Here is a 21415-nt window from a genome sequence, read left to right as displayed (position 1 = left end):
CCTCTATTAAAAAACTCATTATGATGAACGAAAAATGGAGCTAGGACTTGAAAATCGCCCTTGACGACTGAATTCGTCATGTAAGATGCGGCGTACATCCTCATCCGTCAAGGTTTTCTGTTGTTTTTGAAGCTTGGCCTTTGCCTCACGGTTTGCATATTCCTTTTTAATCGCGGCAATATTCAATCCCTCATTCAAAAAATCCTTGATTTCTAGGAGTAAATCCATATCATTTAGAGAATACAAGCGACGGTTGCCCTCATTTCGATCCGGTTTAATCAAGCCTTGATCTTCGTAGTAACGAATTTGACGGGCTGTTAAGTCAGTCAATTTCATTACGCTGCCAATCGGAAAGATAGCTAAAGAACGACGAAACTCTTTTTCTCTCATAACGAACTCCTTTCTGCCTATCATTATAGGAGAAAACATTTTTTAGGTCAATAGATAATGTTATATTTTATTACATCATTTATTTTGAAAGCGCTTTTTTATTATGTTTATATCATAATTGACTAAAATAGCAATAAAGACACCTATAAATGTCTCAAAAACCCGAATGAAAACATACTGAATCGTGTTCCCAGCCGGAATAGAAAGAGAGATGATCAGCATAGCTGACACTGCACCAATGATTCCTGCCTTATTGTTCATTGCCACATTGGTCATGATGGTCAACATAACACAGATCGGAACCAAAATAAGTGTCACCAGATAATGATTATGAAAGAGACCATTGATGATAAAAAATAGCAAGGCATATAGACCACCTATGGTATTTCCTAAAATGCGCGACGCACCAAAGTGCACACTCTGATCAAAATCTTCCCGCAAACTAAAAACCGTTGTCAGCGCTGCAATTTGAACACCCTGCCACCCCACACAGGTAAATAATAAAATCACCAAAAAAACTGCTAAACCTGACTTAAAGGTCCGCATGCCTAATCTAAATTTCTTTGGATCAAATCTATACTTCTTAAACATATCTCTATTCTACCATGATTCTCCTTAAAATATGCTCTAAAGCTGGAAGTGACGCTTCTTTTTATCATTCGATGAATGAACCAGAAATGACAATCAAAAAACATCCTACGTTTACCTCTTTATACCGCAGATCATACACAAAAATAGGGATGCTCTCTTGTCATCCCCATCACTGACTGCAAATCTGTCTAAGATTCCCTTAAAATTAAATTTTTAACTTCCTCTGGAATGTCACTAAATGATTACTTTTCATTACTCTGTAAATCTTTACTAGTAGAGAAAAATAGGGCAACCATTGAAACAATAGTAAATACAAACCAAGTAATATTTATATTATAGGTTGCTAAAGAGGAAAAAATGAATGTTCCAACAGGAAGTGATAGTGTGAACAACATTCCTAAAAAATTATTGCTTTGTGCTAAAATATTTGAAGGTAGACTCTCCATAAGTAGAGCATCTAATTTAGGGACTGATTTTCCCATTATATAAGCAGCAAAGAACAATACAACTATTCCAAATAGTGGACTGGAAAAAGTGGAATTTACAAATCCAAGAATCCCAAAAAGAGAGCTGTTGATTACCAACAGAGTAGAAAAGCTTTTCTTTGCAAAATAATCATGCGGAGTTAAGCTACCCCAAATAGCCCCTACCAATAATACGATTTGAACTACAAGCAGAGATTGACCATAACTCAAGCTAAATAATCCGTGTTGCATAAAATAGAAATTGTAAATACTACTAACTGCTCCACCCAACGCATTTATAACCAATATTGATAATAATATTTTTATAAAAGAAGTGTTGTTTGATTTTTTAAAAATATCATTCATATTGCTGTACATTTCTTTGAATTGTTTTAATAAAGAATCTTGTTGATCTGAAGCAATAACAGGTTCATGACTCAGTTTTTTCTTATTCATTAAAAGGACAACAGCAGATAGTACAAACGACAATGCGTTTATTATTGCTACAAAGGAAAAGTTATTATTTGATACCGTAAGCAACCACACACCGAAAGTTTGTCCCACTATATTACACAGGTATGAAGAAAATTGGGAAAAAGAATAAGCTTCAAACAAGTCCTCTTTCTGAATATTTTTTTGTAAAATAGGGAGACGTAAACCAGAAGCATAGTCACTTAATACATCGCTAACTACATTTAATAGACAAACGAAAGAAAACACAAAAAAGGTTTTATTCTCAATCATAAAAGCAACTAAGGTAAATAAGATAGCTTGGATAAAGCCAACAGCAATCATCAATCGCACCTTATTTCGAGTGCGATCGGCCTTTATCCCCACCCAAAATGTAAAAACTGTCGGAATAACTGTAACCATATTCGCTATAAATACAGCAAAAGTAGCTTGGGGTAAACTGGATGCATAGATAATAAAAACTAAATTATAGATATATGAACCCAAGGAATTCAACATTCTCGAAAAAGTTATTACTCTATATACACTGTTTTTAAATAATAATTTCATCGCCCACCTCAAAATATATTTCTTTGTATTGACTTATTCTAAGCATTTAAACGAGACATTCTTAGAAATCAAATAAGGAATGACCAACTCATACATGTCCGTGTAGTTTTCTATAGTTCCTGAAATATGAATTTTAAATCCAAATTCAGGTAGATCATACCAACTTATTTCATGGTACTTAAACTGTGATGACTTCATATTTATTTTCCATTGTTGATAATTTTTATAAATGGATATTTCTTAGGATTATGTACTATTTCTTTTATTTTACTTTCAATATATCGTTCAAATGTTTCTTCAAAACTTTTTGTATTTGAATTTTCTGCTTCTTCTGAATTGCAGTATTTTGTTAAAATTGTATTTTTCATCGTACTCTCATTTCTATCAAGTGAACTTGACATTTATCTGTCACGACAATATCTTGAATTGGTTCAGAACATTTGCTTGCTTCAAGTGCAAATTGTATCATATCATTTTCCTCCTCTATTTTTTATAAGCACATTATAACTTACTAAACAGTATTCAAAATAAAGTTTTCATATTTTATCACTCAAAAAAAAAAAGAGTTATCCGCAAAAAAACTCTATAACAAAGGTTTTTTTTAGATAAACTCTTTTTTATTTAAACTATCACATTTTAATTTATTCAACAGTTTTCAGCCAGTGCTTCATGCTATTCAGATAATATTCTGCACTATCTGTACAATTTAAATGTTCTAAAATTTCCACTGACGTCTCCATTTTCTTGATGCCGTTTTCCTTATCTCCTTTGATACAATCATGTTGTCCATCTGCAAACATGTACACTATTCGTAAATAACTATCATTTTCCTCAAAAAAATGATTCTTTATTTGTTTATCAAAATAGGCTGCCTTGCTTAATTTTTTTTCATTTATAGACTTAAATAGCCCATTCAATAAGATTGTATGTATATAGTTTTTATTTTTTCTTAAATCTCCCAAAAAATCAGCTTTTTGAAGCATTTCTCTGGTATATTGAAAATATAAATCTAATGGTAACAAAGTGGCGACATCAGAAAATAATTTCAGCTCAAACTCTCCCCATATATCTATAAAAAACAAATAATCATACAAAAACTTTAATTCTTGATCACTTATTTCAACATTATCATCAAATAAACACATGTGACCTTTAATAATGAGGGCTTTTAGTAAATGACTATCTTTTTTATGAATTTCATACTCATTCATCTCATTTTGATGCATTTTTTGTAATAGAGATAAGTCTCGCTTATTTCTTGCATCCCATATACTAGCTTTTAATGCATCATAGGCTGTTGGTTGAAAGCCTCTAACTAGATAAACAAACTCAGCTAATTCTGTATCAATATTTTCTAAAGCAATGAGTAATTTTGAAATGGTTATATCTGATTCTCCATTTTCAAATTTACTTAACATGGAATAAGAAAATTTCCCCCCTGTAGCTTCCTTCAGAGAAATTTTTCTGCTCGTCCTTAAATCTTTAAATATTTCACCCATGTAGTTCATATTTTTCTCCTCATAAAACAATTTTAGTGAGAATGTTCAATCCCAAGTTTTAAAGAACTTTATAGCTTGATTGTTGCAAATTTTTCTAAAAGAATAGACTCATGGTGGTTTGTTTTTCTCCTCACTCCGACATTCTAAGCCCATTATACTTGGAAAACAGAGAGAATACGAGAAAAACCTTGATTTTTCAAGGCTTTTCGTTGGAAATGCTTATTTTTCAGTAAGTGCAGAAAGACCAGGTAAAACTTTACCCTCCAGCAACTCCATACTTGCACCACCACCAGTAGAAATCCATGAGAACTTGTCTGCACGGCCAAGGTTGATGGCTGCTGCTGCTGAGTCACCACCACCGATGATGGATTTAACGCCTGGTTGTTTTACGATAGCATCCATCACACCGATAGTACCAGCTTGGAAGTCAGGGTTTTCAAAGACACCCATTGGTCCATTCCAAACAACAGTTTTAGCGCCTTCTAGTTCAGCTTCAAATTTAGCGATTGATTTCGGACCAATGTCAAGACCAAGGAAACCTTCTGAAACAGCTTCGCCTTCTGTATCACGTACTACGTCATAACCAGCAAATGCATTTGCTTCTTTTGAGTCAACCGGCAAGATCAATTTACCATTTGCTTTTTCAAGAAGAGCTTTTGCAATATCCAATTTATCTTCTTCTACAAGTGAGTTACCGATTTCAATACCTTGCGCTTTGTAGAAGGTATACGTCATACCACCACCGATAAGGACTTTATCAGCTTTTTCAAGCAAGTTTTCGATAACACCGATCTTGTCAGATACTTTTGAACCGCCAAGGATAGCCACAAATGGACGCTCTGGTGTTTCAACTGCTTCTTGGATATAAGCAATTTCGTTTTCCAAAAGGAAACCTGCGACTGCTTTTTCTACGTTAGCTGAGATACCAACGTTTGATGCATGTGCACGGTGTGCAGTACCAAATGCATCATTAACGAAGATACCGTCACCGAGTGAAGCCCAGTATTTACCAAGTTCTTCGTCGTTTTTAGATTCTTTCTTACCATCAACATCTTCAAAACGAGTATTTTCAACAAGGAGAACTTGCCCGTCTTCCAAAGCATTGATAGCTGCTTCCAAGTCGCTACCGCGAGTGCTACCAGGGAAAACAACATCTTGACCAAGTTTTTCAGCCAAGGCCTTAGCTACAGGAGCCAATGATTTGCCTTCTTTATCGGCTTCTTCTTTCACACGACCAAGGTGAGAGAAGAGGATGGCACGTCCACCTTGTTCAAGAATATACTTGATTGTTGGAAGAGCCGCAGTAATACGGTTATCGTTGGTGATAACACCATCTTTCAAAGGTACGTTGAAGTCCACACGAACAAGAACTTTTTTACCTTTCAAATCAACATCTTTAACAGTCAATTTTGCCATTAGATAAGACTCCTTAAAATTTTTTATCCTACTCATTATAGCATATTATTTGGTAAATGACGATAGAAACATCCAATGTTGTGAGGAATGTAACATTATATACTCTCCCTTTTCAAGGGTAACTCTGCATATCCGAATGTCTGCTTGTTTTTTCTTTTTATATTATAGTCTCCTCTTCGTTAAAAACCAACTTGGTCAGGATCTTTCTGCTGACTAACCCCTTCAACCTTATCCAATTCTGCAATATCTTCTACAGTCAGCTCAAAATCAAAGATTTGCAAATTGGCTTCAATATTTTTAGGAGTAACAGATTTTGGCAACGGTAAGAAACCTTTTTCTAAAGACCACCGCAAAGCGACTTGAGCAACGGATTTCTCGTATTTTGTTGCAATTTCTTGAACTACCGAATTGCTAAAGATAGAGCCTGTTCCAAGAGGACTGTATGCCTCTAGCAAAATATCATGCTGACGGCAGAAATGAGCCAATTCTTCTTGAGGACAACCAGGTGCCAATAGAACTTGATTAACATGAGGCTTGATTTCAGCCGTTTCAAAGAGAGCTTGCAGATGCCGAATCATAAAATTAGAGACGCCTATTGCTCGGACTTTTCCAGCCTTGTAGGCCTCTTCCATAGCCTTCCAAGCACCGGCATTCCCTAACTTCCATGCATCATTTTCACGCAAGGCTATCGGATTTGGCCAGTGAATCAACAGCAAATCTACATAATCAACACCTAATTTTTCCAAAGATTCATCAATTGAAGCTTTTGCTAATTCATAATCATGCTTATCATTCCAAACCTTGGTCGTCAAGAAAATATCCTCACGAGACAAGCCGCTATCTGCAATCGCGCGACCAACACCCACCTCATTACCGTAAATCTGAGCAGTATCCACGTGAGTATAGCCAAGTTTGAGGGCATGACTGACACTATTGTAAACCTCTTCCCCTTCTGAGATTTGCCAAGTTCCAAAACCAATTTTTGGGATTTTTACACCGTTAGATAAAGTATAGTTTTCCATGAATGTCCTCCATTAAAATGTTTTCATTGGGTTAAAGGATGCTGAGATGATCTGTTCTACATCTGACACATCCAAAGTCACAAAAATATTTTGGCCAAGATTACCATGCTCAACCGCCTTCTCGCTCATCTCCCTGACCAAATCTTGATTTTCAATACCGACTTCAGGCAAAGTCATAGGGATTTCCAGTTGACTTTCAAAGAAGTGGTAAGTCTTTGCAACAGCTTGTCTTGCTAATTCTTCATCAGAACCTCCATCAAGTCCCCAGACGGTACGAGCGTAAGTTGCAAATTTTGTATGAGTTGTTGGATCTGTATCAATGCAGAACTTCATCCAGCGTGGTGTCAAAATAGCCAGGCCAATACCGTGAGTAATATCATAATAAGCGGATAGTTCGTGTTCAATCGGATGACAAGTCCAACCATCAATACGACCTTTAGAAACCAAACCATTGAGAGCCAGAGTTGAAGCCCAGAGCAAGTTAGCCCGAGCAGTGTAGTTTTCAGGTTCTTGGATAGCTACAGGGGCATGCTTGATGATGGTTTTTAGCAGACCTTCTGCTATACTATCCTGAACATCTACTCCTTCCGTACGATTAAAGTATTGCTCAAAAAGATGACTCATCATATCTGCGGCTCCTGCAGCAGTTTGCCACTTGGAAACCGTAAAAGTCAAACTCGGATCTAAGAAAGAAGCTCTTGGAATCAATTCCCAACCACTGGTGTCGAGCTTTTCATTGATGGCCATATTCGAAATCACCGCATCGCGATTCATCTCCGTCCCTGTAGCAGCTAGGGTCAGTACATCAACAATCGGAATGGCCTTGCCAATCAGACTAGAATCTTCAACCAAGTCCCAAGCATCCCCATCATAGTAAACGGCTGCTGCCATGACCTTACTGGCATCTACAACTGATCCCCCACCAACAGCCAAGATGACTTCCAAGTCATTGTCACGGATCAAGCTTGCACCTTGACGAACCGATTCAATGCGGGGATTTGGCTCAATCCCTGCTAATTCGACAACTGTAAAATCATTTTCGTTTAAAAGCTGAGTAATCTTATCATAGAGACCAGATTTTTTGATCGAACCACCTCCGTAAGCAAAAAGCACTCTTTTCCCAAAGGCTGATAAAACCTCTGGCAATTCAGCCAAGCGCTCCCTTCCAAAACGGATATCCGTTGGAATTTGCAAGCGAAAATTTCTCATCTTATTTCCTTTCCAAAGTTAATTAGTGATGAAAGATAACGGTCTCAAAATGAAAGACATCTGGCAAGTGACGAGCAATCGAGTATTCAAAGGTCTTACAATTCCCCAAGGAGCTAACTCGTTCGGTCTCCATTAGAAAGTCCGTGTCTGAGAGATTCATTTCTAGCTGTTCTATAGCATTGGGACGAACTCCAGCGACCTTTACAAAGGCACTGTGAATCTTATATCCTAGCTCATCCTGTATGTAGCCATAGATAGATTGTTCCAAATGTTTCGTACTTAATCCTGGAATGACATCAACAGGCATGTAGCTATACTCCATAATGATTGGCCGATCATCCAGGATTCTTAGTCGTTGAATTTCATAGACAAAGCTATCTTGATTGACGCATAATTTACTGGCAACCTGAGCGGATGGATGAATAACCTCGAACTTAAGGATTTTAGAAGTTACATGCTCCCTATAATCGTGATAGGTTCCTTTCAATGAATACAAGCGAGATAACCCCTTGCTTTTCCAATCCCTAACCAGAGTACCATCTCCCCGACGGCGAATAATAAAGCCTTCTGCCACCAACAAATCCAAGGCACGCTTTAGGGTCAATAGACTAACTCCATATTGACTAGCCAGCGTTTGACCATCCGGCAATTTATCATTGATGGCATAGGTTCCTTCTTGGATTTTTTCACGTATATCCTGACAGATAACAAGATACCTCGGTTTTATTTTTCCGATAAAACTCCCTCCTCTCTTTCCCTTTACATCATAAGTATAACATATTTTTTTAAAAGTATATACTTTTAAAAATAAAATTCTATTTTTTAGACAGTCTCTGACAAAAGCAAGATAAATGCATAACTTCTAAATGCATCTTTAGACCTCACAATCACTACAGAATCAAGTAAGGTCAATCTCATACCACCGTGGCTACCGTTTGTCAACTAACTTTTAACGAGTACATAGACTCTCTTACCTCTCATTCTGTAGAGTCATTCTATTTGTTCCATCCTGTCATAACCGCCATTTATACTTTTGAACTACTGTCTTTTCAGACAAAGAAGTGGAATAGGCAACCCTAATTTAAGAGATTGTCATTGGTTGTCCAATCCTTCGCTCTACTTCCATGGCACACAAAAAAGAAGGACCGAAGTCCTTCTTTTTCAATAAAACCAAAATTATTTAGCAATTTTTGCAAAGTACTCAAGCGTACGTACAAGTTGTGCAGTGTAAGACATTTCGTTGTCGTACCATGATACAACTTTCACCAATTGCTCGCCATCCACTTCAATTACTTTAGTTTGAGTTGCGTCAAACAATGAACCGAATGAGATACCCACGATGTCTGAAGATACAAGTGGATCTTCAGTGTAACCGAATGATTCAGTAGCAGCAGCTTTCATAGCAGCGTTTACTTCGTCAGCAGTTACTTTCTTATCAAGAGTCGCAACCAATTCAGTTACAGAACCTGTTGGAACTGGAACACGTTGTGCGGCACCATCAAGTTTACCATTCAATTCTGGGATTACCAAACCGATAGCTTTAGCTGCACCAGTTGAGTTAGGAACGATGTTTGCTGCAGCAGCACGAGCACGACGAAGGTCACCACCACGGTGTGGTCCGTCAAGAACCATTTGGTCACCAGTGTAACCGTGGATTGTAGTCATCAAACCTTTTTGAACGCCAAACGCATCGTGAAGAGCTTTAGCCATTGGTGCCAAACAGTTTGTAGTACATGAAGCACCTGAGATAACTGTTTCAGTACCGTCAAGGATGTCGTGGTTAGTGTTGAAAACAACTGTCTTCACATCGTTACCACCAGGAGCAGTAATAACAACTTTCTTAGCACCGTTAGCGTGAATGTGTTGCTCAGCTTTTTCTTTAGAAGCAAAGAAACCTGTTGCTTCCAAAACAATATCTACGCCATCAGTAGCCCAGTCAATGTTTCCTGGCTCACGCTCAGCAGAAACTTTAACGAATTTACCGTTAACTTCAAAACCACCGTCTTTAACTTCAACAGTACCATCAAAACGACCTTGAGTTGTGTCATACTTCAACAAGTGTGCAAGCATCACTGGATCTGTAAGGTCATTGATACGAGTTACTTCAACACCTTCAACGTTTTGGATACGACGGAAAGCAAGACGACCGATACGTCCGAAACCGTTAATACCAACTTTAACTACCATGAATGATTTCCTCCTTATGAAAATCGAGTTCTATATTTTAAAAGGCATGCCTTTTAATCCTTTTGTGAAAATATTAACTTGTAAGCCTACAAGCATCTTTTCAACATTTTTATTATATAATTATTTACCGAAAATTGCAAGACTTTGTATACTGTAGAAAAGCATCTACAGGTGTCCGAAAAAACAATAGATTTGATTTCTATTTCGGTATTACTGTCTGTCTGATCAAAGTAAGATTCGTTAGATACTATTATTTTACGGCCTCAAGTGCTGTGGCTATAACTTCTTCTGTTCGGTTACCACGAAATGCTGTTACTATTTCCTTCTTTTTATTCAATATGAACATTGTTGGGATATTCTTCACCCCCATACTATCAGCAACACTCATACCTTTATCCTGATAATAGGTAAATGGATATTTTTCAGTCAAATATTTCTGACCATTCACTTTCGTTTCACGTGTTCCATCTACAACATTTAAAAATACAAAGTTGACATCCTTACCGTACTTCTCATACAACTTAGCTAAAATAGGTAATTGCGCTTGACAATCTGGACACCAGCTCGCCCAAAATACAACAATGGATGGTTTATCTGCAAAATTCGCCAAAGTCATTTCTTTGTCATTTGCATCTAAAAACTTACTTTTATTGATGGTTTCTGTCAAGGAGCGAAGTTCTGAATCAGAAGGCTGACTTGAGCTTTGACTGACCTCTGTTTTGGCGGGGCTGCTTTGTGTTAAATTGGCTGTCATTCCCAAATAAATAGCTGCACTTACAACAAGAATTGCTATTACAGAAATCGTGAAAATTTCTCTTTTTTTCATATTTTTTCTCCATAATTCCTTTCTAAGTAGTAGTATATCATAATTTACAATTTCAAAAGTCAAAAACAACCCGAGTTCGTAGTTCTTTGTGACTAAAACCCGGGTTGTCCTTGTTAAAGCATGCAAGATGCCTATAGATTCTCTTAGAGACTATCGTTATCCTTGCGTTTTCTAAGCACAAAGGTCAAGGCTCCAAGAATGATACCAACGATAGCATACACCCCGTTTTCATTAGTACCTGTTTTCGGAAGAATTGGTCCTGAAGAAGGTGGCGGTGTTGGTTCTGTTGGTGGAGTTGGTGGAGTTGGCAAGTCACCTTTTGGTTTATCAGGTGTTGCCGGTGGTGGCGGTGTCTCATTCTTAGGCGGTACTACAGTTACCTTGTTTGTCTTCTTAGTAAGATTATCACTTGGGTCATGATTGAATTGTACTGTTGCAGTATTATCAATACCCTTAGTAAAGTGATCAATTGTCAAGGCATTCACATCTGTGATGCTTGAGTAAATAATCACATTTACGGTATAACCTTTCAAGGCTTCCATAGTATATTCATCCGTAAAGTCAACCGTTACAAATTGTCCGTCTACTTTAATGGTTCCACCTAGAGCAGCAATTGCTTCCGCTGTCAATTCACCTTTGTCATTGACTTTAGCAAATTGTTCCACACGTTCTTGAACTTTAGCTTGTTTTTCTTTCGCTTCATCAAGAACTTTTTGTTTTGCAACTACAACTTTTTCTTGATTATCAGCTTCAACTTTCACTTCGGAAGGAGTTTTTGCTTTGGCCAAGACTTCTTGTGCTGCTTGTACTCTTTGTTTTGCAGCCTCCAATTTAGCTTGGAGTTCTGCTATAACTACCTCTTGTGCAGCGATTTCTGAAGAATGATCAGTAGCAATCATATCTACCGGATTGGCTGCCGATACTTCTGTGGATGAGGAGGACTCTGTTGTCGCTGATGTTGCTGACGTCTTAAGTTCTGTCAGCTTAGCTTGAGCCTCAGCTAATTCAGTCTCTAGTCTTGCAACTACTTTCTGCGCCTCTGAAAGAGCTGCCGCACTAGCTTCTGTTTGGCTAGATTTCTTAATTTCTTCCAACTTAGCTTTTTCAGCATCAAGTTCTGCTTGTGCTTTTTCTACATCTTCATCAATATAATTTGCATTTGATGTCGGTGCATTTGTTAGTTTCACAGCCACTTTAGCTTTGTCCACAGTGAATAGCGGATCCAATTGATCGGTGATAGTGATGCTTGTTAGATTCAACCGTCTGTCTTCAGCTTCGTCCGTTGGAACAACTGATTTAATGTCGAAGCGGAACGATTCCGTTGCTTGTAGAAGAGCCAGATAATTTGTTTGTTCCAAGCCCTCTACACGACTAACTGTCTTCACAGGTGTTCCTGGTTGTGGAGGATTCACCGGTGGAGTTGGTGGGGTATCAGGTGTCGGCGGAGTCACTGTTACTGGAGTAGTATCTTTACGTTTCTTCACTCCATTGCTATCTGTAAACTCAAGGCTAGCAGTATTTGGAATGCTTGCAACATTATTTGTCACATAAGCAGTCAAATCAGCATCAGACTTGATATAAGCAGGAATGTAAAGTTGGATTTGTTTAAATCCAGCAAGTTTTGCAAAATCTACAACAGTTGCTACAACACGGTTCCCTTCAACCGTTACCTTAACTGCATCAGTTGCATAACCATCCACATAGGCAACCACATCTCCATTGATTGCAAGTACAGACTCAAGAGTATCTGTTATTACAAATTCACGATACGTAGCAATATCTTGTGGAAGGTTCGCCGTTACGTTGTACATGTACGATTTATTAACTTCCACATTAAGATGTGTCAAATCACGATTGATTTTCTTATCAATGCCAGGTTCGTTTGGAGTCGGTGGATAAACCGGAACAGTATTCGAATCCTTCTTCGTTGCTGGGTCATTGTTGACAATATAGTTTGCAGTATTTGGAATACTTGTCTTACCGTTTGTCATATATGGTGTCAAATCAACACCATCCTTGACCTTCGCAGAAAATTCGATATGAAGCGGTTTGCCTGCTTGTTCTCGAACTTGTTGTTTCGTCAATTTAACGGTGACGGTCTGTCCGTCAATAGAAATTTGACTTTGTGCGATTGATTTACCTGATAAGGTTGCAGTCACAGCGCCTTCAAACGTCAAAACATCTTTTAATGTATCACTTACTTCAAAGGCAAAAGCCCCAGTCGGAACAATTGTATCAATTGTGTAAGTAAATACTTCTTGACGACTAGCTAGATCTGCACTTTCTGCACCATTTACTTTCTTCTCAATCGGAGGTGTATTTGGTGTTGGTGGAGTGACCGTTACAGGTTTCGTTTCTTTCTCACCAACTTGTCCCGCTTTATTCGTAAACTCTACTTTCGCGGTATTTGGAATAGCTTGACGTGTTACACCTTCGCGAACTTGCGATACGATTACCAGTTCGACCTTCTTGCCTGCCAAGTCTTTGGCATTCTTGAAGTCTTTCATCGTAGCTGTAACAGTCTGTCCATCTACTTTCACATCAAAGAATTTCGCTGCTTCGCCGATGATAGTTGGTGTACCTTGAACAGCAAGGTCTTTATCCAATACATCGACAATCACAAATTTCTTATAACTTGTAATGTCAACCGGTAGGGTTGTTGTGATGTTATAAGTATAATCTTTTTCAGTGTCTACATCCAAATGATCAAGCGTATTGTTAATCTTCTTCTCAACCGTTGGATCTTCACCTGGTGGTGTGACAGTGACTGGAGGGGTCGGTGGAGTCTCGCTATCTGGAGTGCCATCTACATGTGATTTGTTCTGGTAAGTCACTTTCGCGGTATTTGGAATAGCTTGACGTGTCACACCTTCGCGGATTTGAGAAACAATAACGAGTTCAACCTTCTTGCCTGCCAAGTCTTTGGCATTCTTGAAGTCTTTCATCGCAGCTGTAACAGTCTGTCCATCTACTTTCACATCAAAGAATTTCGCTGCTTCACCGGTGATAGTTGGTGTACCTTGAACAGCAAGGTCTTTATCCAATACATCGACAATCGCAAATTTCTTATAACTTGTAATGTCAACCGGTAGGGTTGTTGTGATGTTATAAGTATAATCTTTTTCAGTGTCTACATCCAAATGATCAAGCGTATTGTTAATCTTCTTCTCAACCGTTGGATCTTCACCTGGTGGTGTGACAGTAACTGGAGGGGTCGGTGGAGTCGTTGTTGTATCACCTGGCTCACCACCTGCTTTCACTTTGTTCGTGTAAGTGATAGTAGTTTGGTTAGGGATAGCCTGACGTGTCACACCTTCACGGATTTGAGAAACGATAACGAGTTCAACCTCTTTACCTGCGTATGCTCTCGCCGCACTGAAGTCGGTGATTGTTGCACGGACTTTCTGACCGTCTACAGTAACTTTGAAGAACTTAGCCGCATCACCTTTGATGATTGGTGTGCCTTGTACTTCAAGATCCTTATCCAAGTCATCGTTAATCACAAAGGTCTTGTAAGAAGCAATATCACTTGGAAGAACGGTCTTGATGTTGTAATTGTAGTTTGTCTTCGTCGCTGTATCCAAGTGATCAAGAGTTTCATTGATCTTCTTAGTAACAGGAGGAGGAGTTACTGTCACAGGTGGAGTTGGTGGGGTCTCGCTATCTGGAGTTCCGTCCACGTGTGATTTGTTTTGGTATGTCACTTTTGCAGTGTTGTCAATCTTAGGAGCCTTGCTCGTTGACTTCACTTGTGCTGTAATCACCAATTCGACCTTCTTACCAGCTAGGGCAGCTGCATCTTTGAAGTTCTTCATGGTTGCAGTGACTTTTTGACCAGCTACTTTAACATCGAAGAACTGAGTCATATCAACACCATCAATCTCAGCCATCACTGGTGTACCTTGGATTGCTAGGTTTTCATCCAACTCATCGACAATCGCATAAGCTTTGTAGCGTGTGATGTCAACTGGTAGAAGTGAGGTGATGTTGTAGGTGTAGTTCGACTCTGGTAGAACAGTCGCTTCTGTCAAGTCTTTGTTAATCTTCTTCTCAACAGTCGGTGTCTCACCTGGTGGTGTTACGGTGACTGGAGGGGTCGGTGGAGTCGTTGTTGTATCACCTGGCTCACCACCTACTTTCACTTTGTTCGTGTAAGTAATAGTAGTTTGGTTAGGGATAGCCTGACGTGTCACACCTTCACGGATTTGAGAAACGATAACGAGTTCAACCTCTTTACCTGCGTATGCTTTCGCCGCATTGAAGTCGGTGATTGTTGCACGGACTTTCTGACCGTCTACAGTAACTTTGAAGAACTTAGCCGCATCATCTTTGATGATTGGTGTGCCTTGTACTTCAAGATCCTTATCCAAGTCATCGTTAATCACAAAGGTCTTGTAAGAAGCAATATCACTTGGAAGAACGGTCTTGATGTTGTAATTATAGTTTGTCTTCGTCGCTGTATCCAAGTGATCAAGAGTTTCATTGATCTTCTTAGTAACAGGAGGAGGAGTTACTGTCACAGGTGGAGTTGGTGGGGTCTCGCTATCTGGAGTTCCGTCCACGTGTGATTTGTTTTGGTATGTCACTTTTGCAGTGTTGTCAATCTTAGGAGCCTTGCTCGTTGACTTCACTTGTGCTGTAATCACCAATTCGACCTTCTTACCAGTTAAGGCAGCTGCATTTTCGAAGTTCTTCATGGTTGCAGTGACTTTTTGACCAACTACTTTAACATCGAAGAACTGAGTTATATCAACACCATCAATCTCAGCCATCACTGGTGTACCTTGGATTGCTAGGTTTTCATCCAACTCATCGACAATCGCATAAGCTTTGTAGCGTGTGATATCAACCGGTAGAAGTGAGGTGATGTTGTAAGTGTAGTTCGACTCTGGTAGAACAGTCGCTTCTGTCAAGTCTTTGTTAATCTTCTTCTCAACAGTCGGTGTCTCACCTGGTGGCGTTACAGTGACTGGAGGGGTATCTTTTTTACTATCCGGTGTACCAGCCGCATGTGTCCTATTCTGATAGGTTATACGTGCAATGTTAGGGATATTTTGTGTAGTTACCCCCTTACGAATCTGAGATACAATAACAAGCTCAACTTCTTTACCTGCTAATTCCTGAGCAGTTACAAAGTTTTTCATTGTTGCAGTAACAAGTTGTCCTTCTACTTTTACATCGAAGAACTGAGCTGCAGGTCCAGAAATAACTGGCTTGCCTTGAACAGCTAATTCAGCGTCCAATTCATCACTGATAACAAATTTCTTGTATGTTGTAATGTCCGCAGGCAACTTAGTCTTAATGTTATAAGTATAGTTTGTTGCTGTTTCAGTATCCAAGTGTTCCAACTTATCATTGATTTTCTTGGTAACCGTAGGATCCTCACTCGGAGGTGTAACTGGAACATTATTAGAATCTTTCTTTTGATCTGGCTTATCGCCTACTGTCAGAGTAGCTTTGTTTGGAATAGAGCCTTCCTGATTATCAGCTGTAATGTATTTTGCCAGCTCAAAGCTTTGTACACCTTCTTTAATACGAGCTTTAATCGTCAGAACAACAGTTTTACCTGCATACTTAGAAATTTCATTGGTTGGAAGAGCTGCTGTTACTTTACCACTGTCTGCATTAGCATCTTTCGGGCTGGTAACTGTCATTCCCTTATCTAAGGTAGCATCACCAACCGTCACACCGGTTTCAGTGATTGTTAGAATATCTTCTAAGTCATCACTTAGCTCAAACTTCGTAAAGCCAGCAGTATTTTTTGGAACTTCTGCTGTTACCTTATAGGTAAATACTTCATCAAGGTTTGATAGTTTTTCAGCTTGCTTATCATTGACTGTTTTCTTAGGTGTCGGTGTCTCACCTGGAGGGGTTACAGTGACTGGCTCTGTTTCCTTCTTGGTTGTAAAGTCATTATTGATAACAAAGTTTGCAGTATTTGGCACCTTAGTCGTACCATTTGCTGTATAGGCTGTTAAATCTGCATTTGCAACAATCTTAGCCTTAAAGGTTACCAAGACTTTTTGACCTTGATATTTCACCAACTGGTCATCTGTCAAGCTGACTGTTAAGGTTCGATTCTCAATCTTGACAGTTGTGTTATTTGTAACATCTGTCTCGCCAATCTTAACAGTTACACCATTTTTACCATCTTTACCTACAAACTCAAGAACCTCTTTCAATTCGTCGGTAATCACAAAGCTCTTCGCATCTGTCGGAACTTGGGTTTGAATAGTGTACTCAAACTCCTCATCCCGTTTAGTCAAGTCTTCGTGATCTTTATTGTTAACTTTTTTAACAATCGTTGGAGTATCTGGAGTCGGTGGGGTAACCGTTACAGGTCGTGAATCCACTTTCGGGTTATTATCAACACGAATACTTGCGGTATTTGGAACCTTGATGGTATTGCTTGCTTTTTCTAAGTAAGCTATCAAGTTTACATTGGCACGAATCTTAGCCTTAAAGGTTATTAAGACTTTTTGACCTTGATGTTTCGCTAACTGGTCGGCGGTCAAGCTGACTGTCAAGGTTTGATCCTTAACTTCCACAGTTGTTTTATTTGTGACATCTGCTTCATCAATCTTAACAACTACTTCACCCTTACCATCGTTACCGGCAAACTCAAGAACTTCTTTTAGTTCGTCAGTAATCACGAAACTCTTCGCATCTGTCGGAACCTGCGTTTCAATGCTATATTCAAACATTTGGTCGCGTTGTCCTAAGGCTTCATGTTCTTTATTATTCACCTTCTTCTCAACTGTTGGTGGGGTTGGAGTCGGTGGAGTAACCGTTACAGGTTGTGAGTTCACTTTAGGGTTATTATCAACGCTAATGCTTGCAGTATTTGGAACCTTGATAGTATCGCTTCCTTCTACCAAGTAGCCTGTCAGGTTGACATTGGCACGGATCTTAGCTTTAAAGGTTACTAAGACTTTTTGACCTTGAAGTTTTGCTAACTGGTCGGCGGTCAAGCTGACTGTTAAGGTTTGATTTTCAGTTTTTACGTCCGTAGTGTTTGTGACTATTGCATCACCAATCTTAACAACTACCTCACCCTTACCATCGTTACCGGCAAACTCAAGAACTTCTTTTAGTTCGTCAGTAATCACGAAACTCTTCGCATCTGTCGGAACCTGTGTTGCGATGCTGTAATCAAATGTTTGATTACGTTGTCCTAAGGTTTCATGTACTTTATCATTTACCTTCTTCTCAACTGTTGGTGGAGTTGGAGGCGGCGGAGTAACTGTTACAGTGTTAGACTCCTTAGGATTGTTATTCAAGGTATATTTTGCCTTGTTCGGAACTTTTATCGTTCCATCCTGAGTATACTTATCTACTGATAAGTTCACATCTCCGCGAATCTTAGCTTTGAAAGTGATGACAATAGCCTTACCAGCATCAGCCGTTAGCTGTTCCTTCGTAAACTTGATACCTAGGTTACGTTCAGATCTTGTGATTGTAACTTTATCAGTTACGGCTGTATCTGCAATTTTAACGACAACATCACCTTGATTGCCAGCAAATTCAAGCACCTCGTCTAGCTCATCCGTGATTTCAAAGGTCTCTGCACCTTTTGGAACAGATGATTTGATAGTGTACTCAAATACTTCATCACGTTTGGTTAAATCCGCATGCTGTTTTGCATTGACTTGCTTTTCAATTAGCGGTGGAGGAGTCACAACAACTGGTGGAGTCGGTGGAGTTTCTTTTTCGCCACCACTCGTTGGAGTTTCATATACAATCTTAGAAGTATTTGGAATTTCTTCGACTGAAGTGCCATCCTTGATTTTAGCTGGGATGACTAACTCAACCATTTCTCCACCTGTCAAGGTAGAAAGACTTGTAGCTTTAGCTGTTGCTGTAACTGTGTTCGTTGCTGCATCATGGGTTACATCAAAATGCTGAGCATATGGCTCTTTCACATATGGCGCTGGACTATTGGTCAATTCAAGACGACTGTCCAATTTATCTGTAATCTTATAAGACTTATAGCTCTTAATATCTCTAGGAAGTTTTGTCTGAATGTTGAACTCAAATGCTTCGCTGCTCTTTGTTGTATGCAGCACATCAAGTGTCGAATTGATTTTCTTACTTGGAGCTGGTTCATCTGGAGTTACGTAAACTGTATTTGACGTTTGTGGTTTTCCATTCAGTTCAACTGTAGCCTTGTTTGGAACTTTGATTTGACCATTTACAACATACTTGGTCAAATCTGCCTTATCCTTAATTCTTGCTTTGATGGTTAACTTGATAACAGCAGGACCTTTATTGCCCCTGTTTGCAGTGGTAATTTGTCGTGAAATTGCACGCGAATTAAAATCTGCTTCTCCTAAATTCAATGTAACCGTCTGACCAGAAGTAACTATTTTTTGTGTCAAGGCATCAACTGCTTTCCCGTTGACTGTAATCTTAGCTTCAAGAACCTCCAACTCATCAACTAATGTATCAGAAAGGATATAGCTTTTCGCAATACCTGGCCAAGCAGATTCTACATTATAGTAGTACTCTTGCGAACGTGTACCAAGGTAAAGTTGGTCTTGATCCTTAACATAGCCCTCACCGATTCCATCCACAGACTGAACATCCTTCTTGATGTCGGTTTCGACAGGAGGCACTACGTAAACTGCATTCGAACGACGAACTGAAGCTCTTGGATCCGTTGGATTATCTCCCAAATAATCTTACCTTGGTTCAAAATACCGTAACCATCATTCTCTTGAATGAGAGCTTTATAGGCTTCTGGATTATTTTTGTAAGTATAGTCATCTTTGATCTTTGTCTCGATATGGAGAGTATAACGCGCAAATTTGTGCCCGCCATAAAGACCTTCGTTAACATTCGGATTGCTAGTATCACCAGCTTTTGGTGGAATGACTGCATATACAACTGTTTGAGTTTTACCTGTGTAAGGATCTGCGACCTCTTTTGTCTTAACTTCAAAGTTCGTCCGTGCTCCACTAGTGTCTGTCACATAAGCAGACTTATATTCTAGACGATAGTCAAGCTCATCAACCAACATAAAGTTTTTCTTGACATTAAGTGGCAAGTTATTCATACGATAAGTAAGATCATAGCTGAAGTTCTCACTTGCCTCTGTCAAATTCGCAGCATAAGATGGACGAATTGCTCCTTCTGGATACCCCTGAAGTGTACCAATATCATTACTCTTATCTTGATCTGTGATAGTTTTCGTCACATTTGGATAGCAGTACTTAAGATCAGTGACTTCCACACTTGTTGGAATTTTTGAACCAATCATTGCAGTTTCATGCTTTCCAACTTTAAACGTACCTGTAAGTTGCCCAACTGTTACATTTTTCTTACTTGGAACATAGTCATCTGCTGGCTCCTTTTCATCTTCTTCAGAGAGAGTTTCAGGATCTTCAACATGATTCAACTCATAATCAAAATTATTTTCTCCAGGATTGAAAACACTTTCAGGGACAGAAATGGTGACTTTTTGCCCTACTTGCTTGATAGTTCCACGGATTTCTTTAGTCGGATCTTTGACAACATCAACGATCTTTTTCTTGTTGATAGTAACAGATTTAACTGTATAACCTTCCGTTACTGTAAACTCACCCTGAACATCCTCTTTCACAAGAGCCTGTGCTACTGACTTGAGAATCCTATCAGCAAAAGATTTAGGATCAGACTGCTCATTTACATAGTACTTATCGCTTGTCGCCACAGACCGTAGTGCTTGATGGAATACTTCCTGTACTGTCCGCGTATCACCTGTATCAACACCTGTATTTCCAAAGCCTTCTAAATAAGTGGTTCCATACTGAGATCCCTTGGTGAAACCAGCCACTTCCTCCCAAAAACCAACTACTACTGCACCATCATTTTGTGTATTTCCATCATCAGATTTTACTAATTCTTTAAGCTTAGTTCCAGCTTCTTCCAGTTCTTTAGCACGTGCAAGATAGTTTTGAGAGGCCTCAGGAATATAGCGTTCTGATCCTTCAACTCCTCGGCTTTGGAAATATCTTTGTAGTACGTAATCTCTATAATTACTTCTTTCTATAACAACGTTTCCATTTTTACGGACACCATTTGCAACACCATCGGTAACTAACAAGAATACCGTTTTACGGTTATTGCTCATTGTTCCCTTGATTTCATTATACTTAGCGATAGTGTCCTCAATAGCAGGAACTGTAGGTGTACCACCATCAGTCTTGAATGCATCAATAGCGCTATCAATAGCATCTTTATTTGTTAAAAGTGCACTTGAATTGTATTTGTAGACCAAATCAGGATTAGTCTGCCAATTAGTTGACCAATATGAAGTAAAGTTACTATCCGTTGATGGCACCCAGTATCCATAAGGATCATAATAGCCACCTGAGGGAATATCATAAGTATAGCCTCCATCAAGACCTTGGAAGGTGTTAATCATAACACGGTCTGTGGTTTCTGGATTATCTGTAAAAACTAAACGAGGATCATTTTCATTATAGTCCTCTAATTTAACAGGCCTTGTTAATTCCTTCAGAGCTGTTTGCACATGATGGATAGTATCTTTGAAAGAGCCAGATGTATCCTGCAAAATAACCAAGTCAATTGGCTGACGAGGCAGGGTCCATGAAACTTTCTCAGTTGTCTCAATCTTAATAGCACAACCTTCTTGGGTAGCTACAGTATTAGTTCCTACTTTCCCAAGCTCTACAGCTTTGATAAAGACTCCCTTGGTTATGCTAATGCCAAGCGCAACAATCATCACAAAAGATGCTATCCAACTTGTGAGTTTTTTTAGCTTGCTGCGATTTTGTTTCTTATTCATAC

At 39.0% G+C, this 21415-nt stretch carries 14 protein-coding genes; all 14 read right to left on the bottom strand.

What is annotated here, in order from left to right; translation table 11 throughout:
* Window positions 1-18: 18 nt before the first annotated feature.
* The 14 genes from SR187_RS00970 to SR187_RS00915 all read right to left on the bottom strand — a co-directional run bounded on the left by SR187_RS00970 (window position 19) and on the right by SR187_RS00915 (window position 21413).
* Complete coding sequence (locus tag SR187_RS00970) at window positions 19-390, bottom strand: MerR family transcriptional regulator (RefSeq protein ID WP_024531834.1); 372 nt, start codon at window positions 388-390, stop codon at window positions 19-21.
* 75 nt (window positions 391-465) lie between these two features.
* Window positions 466-981 (bottom strand): FUSC family protein, encoded by a 516-nt coding sequence (locus SR187_RS00965; protein ID WP_120171228.1) that lies wholly within the window; start codon window positions 979-981, stop codon window positions 466-468.
* Window positions 982-1223: 242 nt separating this feature from the next.
* A complete protein-coding gene (locus SR187_RS00960; RefSeq protein ID WP_120171227.1) occupies window positions 1224-2465 on the bottom strand; it encodes an MFS transporter in 1242 nt (413 codons plus the stop codon).
* Between the two features lie 33 nt (window positions 2466-2498).
* Window positions 2499-2663 carry a class III lanthionine synthetase LanKC N-terminal domain-containing protein gene (locus SR187_RS10305; RefSeq protein WP_447466675.1) on the bottom strand — a complete coding sequence of 55 codons (165 nt, stop codon included), beginning with the start codon at window positions 2661-2663 and terminating at the stop codon, window positions 2499-2501.
* Window positions 2664-2665: 2 nt separating this feature from the next.
* Window positions 2666-2833: a hypothetical protein gene (locus SR187_RS09885; protein ID WP_155971120.1), complete on the bottom strand. Its 168-nt coding sequence runs from the start codon at window positions 2831-2833 to the stop codon at window positions 2666-2668.
* A gap of 273 nt (window positions 2834-3106) precedes the next feature.
* Entirely contained in the window at window positions 3107-3973 is an 867-nt protein-coding gene (locus SR187_RS00955) for an Rgg/GadR/MutR family transcriptional regulator (protein ID WP_120171226.1), read from the bottom strand.
* A gap of 210 nt (window positions 3974-4183) precedes the next feature.
* Complete coding sequence (locus tag SR187_RS00950) at window positions 4184-5380, bottom strand: phosphoglycerate kinase (protein ID WP_024531838.1); 1197 nt, start codon at window positions 5378-5380, stop codon at window positions 4184-4186.
* 179 nt (window positions 5381-5559) lie between these two features.
* Window positions 5560-6402 carry an aldo/keto reductase gene (locus SR187_RS00945; protein ID WP_120171225.1) on the bottom strand — a complete coding sequence of 281 codons (843 nt, stop codon included), beginning with the start codon at window positions 6400-6402 and terminating at the stop codon, window positions 5560-5562.
* Between the two features lie 12 nt (window positions 6403-6414).
* A complete protein-coding gene (locus SR187_RS00940) occupies window positions 6415-7611 on the bottom strand; it encodes an iron-containing alcohol dehydrogenase (protein ID WP_120171224.1) in 1197 nt (398 codons plus the stop codon).
* A gap of 22 nt (window positions 7612-7633) precedes the next feature.
* The gene (locus SR187_RS00935; RefSeq protein WP_227984840.1) at window positions 7634-8317 is read right to left on the bottom strand and encodes a GntR family transcriptional regulator; all 684 of its coding nucleotides are present in this window, start codon (window positions 8315-8317) and stop codon (window positions 7634-7636) included.
* Window positions 8318-8787: 470 nt separating this feature from the next.
* On the bottom strand, window positions 8788-9798 hold the full coding sequence (gap, locus tag SR187_RS00930; protein WP_024531842.1) for a type I glyceraldehyde-3-phosphate dehydrogenase: 1011 nt from the start codon (window positions 9796-9798) through the stop codon (window positions 8788-8790).
* 250 nt (window positions 9799-10048) lie between these two features.
* On the bottom strand, window positions 10049-10624 hold the full coding sequence (locus SR187_RS00925) for a TlpA family protein disulfide reductase (protein WP_120171222.1): 576 nt from the start codon (window positions 10622-10624) through the stop codon (window positions 10049-10051).
* A gap of 143 nt (window positions 10625-10767) precedes the next feature.
* The gene (locus SR187_RS00920; RefSeq protein WP_120171221.1) at window positions 10768-19299 is read right to left on the bottom strand and encodes an isopeptide-forming domain-containing fimbrial protein; all 8532 of its coding nucleotides are present in this window, start codon (window positions 19297-19299) and stop codon (window positions 10768-10770) included.
* Entirely contained in the window at window positions 19239-21413 is a 2175-nt protein-coding gene (locus SR187_RS00915; protein WP_120171220.1) for a vWA domain-containing protein, read from the bottom strand. The genes SR187_RS00920 and SR187_RS00915 overlap by 61 nt, the downstream gene beginning before the upstream one ends.
* Between the last annotated feature and the right edge of the window lie 2 nt (window positions 21414-21415).

This window comes from Streptococcus ruminantium (assembly GCF_003609975.1).
GTDB classification, from domain to species: Bacteria; Bacillota; Bacilli; order Lactobacillales; family Streptococcaceae; genus Streptococcus; species Streptococcus ruminantium.
The sequence above is the reverse complement of the archived record's forward strand: the minus strand, read 5'-3'. Positions and strand labels throughout refer to the sequence as shown.

Bases quoted from the DNA above. Each gene is read 5' to 3' on its own strand.
- SR187_RS00970 (WP_024531834.1), bottom strand. From the start codon at position 390: ATGAGAGAAAAAGAGTTTCGTCGTTCTTTAGCTATCTTTCCGATTGGC.
- SR187_RS00965 (WP_120171228.1), bottom strand. From the start codon at position 981: ATGTTTAAGAAGTATAGATTTGATCCAAAGAAATTTAGATTAGGCATG.
- SR187_RS00960 (WP_120171227.1), bottom strand. From the start codon at position 2,465: ATGAAATTATTATTTAAAAACAGTGTATATAGAGTAATAACTTTTTCG.
- SR187_RS10305 (WP_447466675.1), bottom strand. From the start codon at position 2,663: ATGAAGTCATCACAGTTTAAGTACCATGAAATAAGTTGGTATGATCTA.
- SR187_RS09885 (WP_155971120.1), bottom strand. From the start codon at position 2,833: ATGAAAAATACAATTTTAACAAAATACTGCAATTCAGAAGAAGCAGAA.
- SR187_RS00955 (WP_120171226.1), bottom strand. From the start codon at position 3,973: ATGAACTACATGGGTGAAATATTTAAAGATTTAAGGACGAGCAGAAAA.
- SR187_RS00950 (WP_024531838.1), bottom strand. From the start codon at position 5,380: ATGGCAAAATTGACTGTTAAAGATGTTGATTTGAAAGGTAAAAAAGTT.
- SR187_RS00945 (WP_120171225.1), bottom strand. From the start codon at position 6,402: ATGGAAAACTATACTTTATCTAACGGTGTAAAAATCCCAAAAATTGGT.
- SR187_RS00940 (WP_120171224.1), bottom strand. From the start codon at position 7,611: ATGAGAAATTTTCGCTTGCAAATTCCAACGGATATCCGTTTTGGAAGG.
- gap (WP_024531842.1), bottom strand. From the start codon at position 9,798: ATGGTAGTTAAAGTTGGTATTAACGGTTTCGGACGTATCGGTCGTCTT.
- SR187_RS00925 (WP_120171222.1), bottom strand. From the start codon at position 10,624: ATGAAAAAAAGAGAAATTTTCACGATTTCTGTAATAGCAATTCTTGTT.
- SR187_RS00915 (WP_120171220.1), bottom strand. From the start codon at position 21,413: ATGAATAAGAAACAAAATCGCAGCAAGCTAAAAAAACTCACAAGTTGG.